7 protein-coding genes and 1 pseudogene are annotated in these 5,765 nt (G+C 68.8%); 6 read left to right on the top strand and 2 right to left on the bottom strand.

Features of this window, described 5'->3' with window-relative positions; genetic code table 11:
• Nucleotides 1-759, top strand: a pseudogene (locus WAX14_RS22585) (phospho-sugar mutase); the annotation flags it as partial.
• A 4-nt stretch (nucleotides 760-763) separates the two neighbouring features.
• Here the strand turns inward: WAX14_RS22585 and WAX14_RS22580 are convergent.
• Both WAX14_RS22580 and upp read right to left on the bottom strand, forming a co-directional pair.
• Nucleotides 764-1,402, bottom strand: coding sequence for an MspA family porin (locus WAX14_RS22580; RefSeq protein WP_422630276.1), 639 nt, complete (start codon nucleotides 1,400-1,402; stop codon nucleotides 764-766).
• 297 nt (nucleotides 1,403-1,699) lie between these two features.
• Nucleotides 1,700-2,323, bottom strand: a complete 624-nt coding sequence (gene upp, locus WAX14_RS22575; RefSeq protein ID WP_422630275.1) for a uracil phosphoribosyltransferase — start codon at nucleotides 2,321-2,323, stop codon at nucleotides 1,700-1,702.
• A 59-nt stretch (nucleotides 2,324-2,382) separates the two neighbouring features.
• Between upp and WAX14_RS22570 the strand changes: the two genes are divergently transcribed.
• Genes WAX14_RS22570 through WAX14_RS22550 form a run of 5 tightly spaced genes read left to right on the top strand, consistent with a single transcriptional unit; the run spans nucleotide 2,383 to nucleotide 5,735 of the window.
• Nucleotides 2,383-2,748 carry a type VII secretion target gene (locus WAX14_RS22570; protein ID WP_422630274.1) on the top strand — a complete coding sequence of 122 codons (366 nt, stop codon included), beginning with the start codon at nucleotides 2,383-2,385 and terminating at the stop codon, nucleotides 2,746-2,748.
• A complete protein-coding gene (locus WAX14_RS22565) occupies nucleotides 2,745-3,734 on the top strand; it encodes a C40 family peptidase (RefSeq protein ID WP_422630273.1) in 990 nt (329 codons plus the stop codon). Before WAX14_RS22570 ends, WAX14_RS22565 begins: the two co-directional genes overlap by 4 nt.
• 47 nt (nucleotides 3,735-3,781) lie before the next feature.
• Nucleotides 3,782-4,132, top strand: coding sequence for a hypothetical protein (locus WAX14_RS22560; RefSeq protein WP_422630272.1), 351 nt, complete (start codon nucleotides 3,782-3,784; stop codon nucleotides 4,130-4,132).
• Nucleotides 4,129-4,428 carry a YbaB/EbfC family nucleoid-associated protein gene (locus WAX14_RS22555; RefSeq protein WP_422630271.1) on the top strand — a complete coding sequence of 100 codons (300 nt, stop codon included), beginning with the start codon at nucleotides 4,129-4,131 and terminating at the stop codon, nucleotides 4,426-4,428. Before WAX14_RS22560 ends, WAX14_RS22555 begins: the two co-directional genes overlap by 4 nt.
• A 59-nt stretch (nucleotides 4,429-4,487) precedes the next feature.
• Nucleotides 4,488-5,735, top strand: a complete 1,248-nt coding sequence (locus WAX14_RS22550) for a primosomal protein (protein WP_422630270.1) — start codon at nucleotides 4,488-4,490, stop codon at nucleotides 5,733-5,735.
• The last annotated feature ends 30 nt before the right edge of the window (nucleotides 5,736-5,765 follow it).

Genomic DNA, 5,765 nt, shown 5'->3' with positions numbered 1-5,765 from the left:
GCCGACGTCGGCGCGGACGTCGCGCTCGCGCTGGACCCGGACGCCGACCGCTGCGCGGTGGAAGCACCGACCGCCCGTGGCTGGCGGATGCTGCGCGGCGACGAGACCGGCGTACTGCTCGGTGAGCGCATTCTCGGCGTGTCACCGCCCGGATCGCTGGTGGCCACCACGATCGTCTCGTCCACGCTGCTCGGGAAGGTCGCGGCCGCGCGCGGCGCCCGCTACGCGCAGACCCTCACCGGATTCAAGTGGTTGGCCCGCGCCGGTGCGGGGTTGGTGTACGCGTACGAGGAGGCGATCGGCCACTGTGTCGATCCCGACGCGGTGCGCGACAAGGACGGCATCGCGACCGCCGTCGTCGTCGCCGACCTCGTGGCGGATCTGAAAGCCCAGGGCCGCACGGTGTTCGACGCGCTGGACGCGCTGTATGACGAATTCGGTGTGCACGCGACCGACCAGATTTCCCTCCGCGTCACCGACCTCACGCGGATCGACCGGATCATGGCGTCGCTGCGGGTCGCGCCGCCGGCCGAACTCGCCGGCGAACCGGTCACCGCAACCGATCTCGCCCGGGCCGAATCCGGATTGCGAACCGACGCACTCGTGTTCGAAGGTACGTCGGTCCGCGTCGTGGTTCGGCCGTCCGGCACCGAGCCGAAGCTCAAGTGCTATCTGCACGCGGTCGACGACAACCGGAACCGGGCCGCCGCGATTCTCGCGGCACTGCGCGCGTGGGCACACACGTTGTGCGACCGGTAGGATCTCAGAGACGTTGCGGTGCACCGTAGGTGACGATGGTTTCACCCTTCGCGGTAGTGGCTCGCGCGAACGGCCGGACGTTGACCGGGCCGAGCGCACCGGACACCGAGCCGTGGACACCGACGATCCGCATTGCCGCCGAGGCGCCGTCGAAGGCGACGTCCTCGACGATCGGAACCTCGGTGATGCCACCGGGTTCGAGTAGGAGCTCGATCGAGTTCGACGGGATGATCGTGCCGCTGAGATTCGCGTCGCTGCCGAGCCCGAGGCCCAATCCGACGCTCGGTGCCGGGTCTGGGCCGATGTCGAATCCGAGATCGACGCCGAAGTCGGCGCCGGTGCCGACCCCCCAGTTGAGATTGGGGGTATTGATCGTGGCGGTCGCACCGGGCAACGCGATCGGGTACCCGATCTGGTAACCGAAGGTGAGCCGCGTCCCGGTGAACGCGTCGGAGCCCGGACCGGTGATCTTCACGGCTGCGACGCCGTCGTTGAAGAATTCGACAGTGAGCGGAGAACTGTCGAGGGGTGGCACCGACTGGATCGACGTGTCCGCCTGAAGGACTTCGATCGTGGCACCGCCTTCCAAGGGCATCGACCGGGCGTTGTCGACCGCGGCGACCGCGGCACCCGGATTGAGCATCGTCGCCCATACGGCCGCGGTACCCAGCGCGGCTGCTCGAACGAAGGCACGGGATTTCTTCACGGAATTGCAGACCGTCGAGTTCCCCCATTTCACGGACCGAATGCAGTCGGGAATGATCGTGATGCACGCAACAGCGTAGAGAGCCGATGGCGTTTCCACGCCCGAGCCCATGACGGATCGGTAACGGATCAGCCTCGAACAGACGTCACTCCTGCCTCATCCGCACCATAAGTACCAAACCGGACAGAGATCTCGGGGGTGCCGCTACCCGGGGGTGCCGCTACTCGGGTTCAGCTACCTGGGCCCGTACTGGCGATCACCCGCGTCACCGAGGCCGGGAACGATGTACTTGTTCGCATCCAGACCCTCGTCGATCGTCGCGGTCACCAACCGCACCGGATATCCACAGGACGCGAGCGCCTCGACACCCTGCGGCGCCGCCACCACACACACGGCGGTGATGTCGGTCGCGCCGCGCGAGGCGAGAATCTCGATCGTGTGCACCATCGACCCGCCCGTCGCGAGCATCGGATCCAGCACGAACACCGGCAGACCGGACAGGTCGGCGGGCAGCGACTCGAGATACGGCACCGGCTCGAAGGTCTTCTCGTCACGCGCCAGACCGACGAAACCGACCTGCGCCTGCGGGATGAGCGCGTGCGCCTGATCAACCATGCCCAGACCCGCCCGCAGGACCGGGACCAGCAGCGGCGGCTGCCGCAACCGCACCCCGACGGTCGTGGCGACCGGCGTGCGTACTTCGAACTGTTCGACCGGCGCCTCCCGGACCGCCTCGTAGACCAGCATCTGGGTGAGCCTGCTCAACGCGTGCCGGAATGCGGCATTGTCGCTGCGCTCATCGCGCAGGATCGTGAGCAGGGACGCGGCAAGCGGATGGTCGACGACGAGCGGATCCATATCCGACAGGATAGAACGGTGGAACCGGCCGCCCACCGCATGCGTCAAACCTGTCGAGAGTGATCGATCCGACCGAGGGGGAACGAATGGCGGCAGGCGAGTTTCGGCAGGACGGTGTGCAGGTACGTCCGGAGACCATCGCGGCATTCGGCTGCACGGCAGGAAGCATGGCAGACCGCCTACGCGATGCGGCCGACCACATCCGCGGCGGCGCCCCCGAACAACTCGGCGCCGGACTCGGCCCGATCGGAGCCGGCTTCGTCGCGGCCCTCGCCTCGGCGCATCGTGCACACGAACACCACGTGACCCGGCTCGTCACCGCCCTCGACGGCATGTCGGTGGTCGCCGCGGCCACCGCGGCAGGCTACGACGCCCACGAGTCGGAGTGGCGCACGCGACTGCACGAATCGGGAGCACCGCAATGATCGGGTCCGACCTGCTTTCGGCCCCGCTGACGGACCTGCTGACCGCATTCGGTACGTGCACCGCGCCCTCGTTCGATCCCGGCGCGGCGCTCCGGGCCGGGACGCAGATCGCCGAGGACGTGCACGCCGCGGGACGCACCGCACTCACCGAACTGATCTGGGACTGGACGGGTACCGCGGCGGATACCGCCGTCGGCAGCGCCGAGCGGGTCGTCGCGGACACCCTGGTCGCTGCCGATCACGGCATCGAGATCGCCGCGATCGCCGTGGACGGAACCGCGACGGTGCTCGGCGGTGCGGTGGAACTGACCCGCATCGTCGACTCGTTCCGCTCGGTCGCCCGGAGCCTCGAGCCCGCACTGGCACTGCCGCAGGGACAGCTGATGCTGCTCGGCGCCGCCGTCGAACATCTCTCGGCGGGACTCGACGTACTCGCCCGCGTCACCTCCGACCTGGCCCAGCACACCGACCGCCTCACCGCGCTGTTACCGGAGATGCCGGAGACGCCACCCGGACCGGACGCAACCGAACCCGGCTCCGGCGGTGTCGTCGCCCCCGAATCCGGCCGTGACAGTGCGCCGGGAACCGGTGGCGGTCATGCCGTGACCCTGCCCGACGGTAGCGTCGCGACCGCGCCCACCGCCGAAGCCGCCGCCGCGGTCCGCCACGCGCTGTCCCAACAAGGCACCCCGTACGTGTGGGGCGGCACCACCCCCGGGCAGGGACTCGACTGCAGCGGGCTGACCCAGTGGGCGTACGGGCAGGCCGGCGTCGAACTTCCCCGGCTGGCCCAGCAGCAGGACGTCGGCATACCCGTCGCCGACGACTCGCTCATGCCCGGCGACCTGGCTGTCTGGGACGGGCACGTCGCGATGGTGATCGGAAACGGCCTCATGGTCGAGGCGGGCGATCCGGTCGCGGTCACCCCGATCCGCACCACCAACAGCGGCATGGCCTTCGAAGGATTCTATCGGCCCACCGGATAGGTGCCGAGGCCTGGAACCGATCCGTGCCGGGGTGCGTCCAACCTGATATGGCCCCACCCGACACGGCCCAGCCGGAGACGAACGTCACAACAGCAACCGCCCGCAACGCGGCGGGCACGATATGGATACGCACGACCGATCAGGGGGTGCCGGTCGACCTCCACATCGACCCGCGCGAATTGCGTCGGGGCGCGGGATTCGTGGCCGAGCAGATCCTCGCGCTCAGCCGCCGCGCCACCCTGGAGGCGGGGGCGGTGCGACGCGGCGACCTCACGTCCCAGGGCATGCCGGCCGCCCTCCTCGACCGGTTGGGTCTGCCCACCAGGGACGAGGTCGCGCGCAGCCAGCAGGCCGACGACGAACAGCGCAACCACCGATCCTGGCTGAGGCCGGTGTGAGCGCGCATCAGGTCGACGAGATCGTCGAGCGGGCACGGCAACAGCTGGGGTTGCTGGAAGACGTCATGGCCGGACTCGGTGACGTGAGCGCGGAGGCAACGAGCCCGTGCGGGCATGTGCGGGTGCGCGTCGACGCCGGCGGCGGCATGGTCGCGCTGCATCTGGCCGAGGCGGCGTCCCGGTTGGACGCCACCGAAGTGTCCGCGGCGATCCTCGCGACCGCGCACGAGGCGGCACGAATCGCGGCGGGGAAGCGCGACCGTCTGCTGTCGGAGTTGCGCGACTCGTTGGGGTGACGACGGTCTCGGCGCTCCCCGGCTATGTGTTCGGGCGCGACATGGCTAGGCTTCCGGCCATGGCTGGAGACATCGTCCCGATCGAGCTCGGTCTCACCGAGGACAACCTCGTCACCCTGTGGGCGCCCCGCTGGCGCGAGGGTGACGACGATTGGGAGGCGTTCCTCGGTCGCGGTGATCACCTGTACGGATTCCCCGGTGTCGCCGAACTGGTCGCCTTCGTCCGTTCCGACGCCGACAACGACCTCGTCGAGCATCCCGCGTGGCCGGTGATCGCGAAGCTGTCCGCCGCCGAGTTCGACCCCGACGACGCCTACCGCTTCGACATCGTCGGGGTCCCCGAACTGGTCGCCGACGACGCCGACCCGGAGGTCGTCTCGCAACTGCAGGACACCTTCGACATCGTCAGCAGCCTCGGCGACGTCTGCGAGCTCGACGCGGTGACGAAGTTCTTCGACCGGCCCGAAATCGCGACGCTGCTCCAGCACGGAGCGGTCGCGTTCGAAGGCGACGACGGCGACGACCTGTGGAATCGGATCGGCACCGCGGTCGCGACGGACTGGGACGCGGTGATCGACGCGCTCGATGCACTCGTCACCACCCCGGATGTCGATGCCGCGATCGTCGCGGAGATCGAATCCGAGCTCGTCGCATCAGAGGAGAACGTCGTCGAGGCCGACGACACGGTCGAGGGTGAAGAAGACGACAACGACTACGAGTTCGACGAGGGCGAGGACGACGACGAGGACCTCGGTGACGACTTCTGGGGCACCGTCGGCATCGACCCGATCAAGATCATCACGAGCGACGGCACGTGGTTCACGCTGCGGTGCTACATCGACGACGAGGACGCACTGTTCCTCGGCAGCGACGGTTTCATCACGGCGTTCGCGTCCGAACGTGCGCTCGCCCGCTACTTGGCCGACCGTCACGACCACGACCTGGCGACGCTGGACACCTACGACGAGATCCGCCACGCGGCGACCGACGGTTCGCTCGAGATCGAGGTGACCGACGACAACGTGTACGTGCTCACCGGGATCGCCGACGACATCGCCGAGGGCATCGACGCGGTGGACCCGGAGCAACTGGACCTCGCGGTCGAGTTGTTCACCGACGCCGCCAACTATGCCGGCGACGACTCCACCGATGCCGCCCTCGCCGGTTCGTCGGAACTGGGCTGGTTCGTCAACTACGCACTCGAGCCCGATTCCAGCCGCCTGGCACCGAGCGCACCGTTCGATGCGGAGGTCGCGGCCTGGCGTGAACTCGAGCGCGAGTTCGAGGCGCGCCTTCGCAAGCAATAGCCCCCCGGTGTGCCTTTTGGGCCCTCCAGC

Origin of the sequence: Rhodococcus sp. (in: high G+C Gram-positive bacteria), from assembly GCF_049299235.1 — a bacterium.
Taxonomy (GTDB): domain Bacteria; phylum Actinomycetota; class Actinomycetes; order Mycobacteriales; family Mycobacteriaceae; genus Rhodococcus.
This window is presented reverse-complemented; position numbering and strand designations above follow the sequence as displayed.

Coding starts and splice junctions, on each gene's coding strand:
- WAX14_RS22580 (WP_422630276.1), bottom strand. CDS start 1,402: ATGCTCAATCCGGGTGCCGCGGTCGCCGCGGTCGACAACGCCCGGTCG.
- WAX14_RS22565 (WP_422630273.1), top strand. CDS start 2,745: ATGATCGGGTCCGACCTGCTTTCGGCCCCGCTGACGGACCTGCTGACC.
- upp (WP_422630275.1), bottom strand. CDS start 2,323: ATGGATCCGCTCGTCGTCGACCATCCGCTTGCCGCGTCCCTGCTCACG.
- WAX14_RS22550 (WP_422630270.1), top strand. CDS start 4,488: ATGGCTGGAGACATCGTCCCGATCGAGCTCGGTCTCACCGAGGACAAC.
- WAX14_RS22560 (WP_422630272.1), top strand. CDS start 3,782: ATGGCCCCACCCGACACGGCCCAGCCGGAGACGAACGTCACAACAGCA.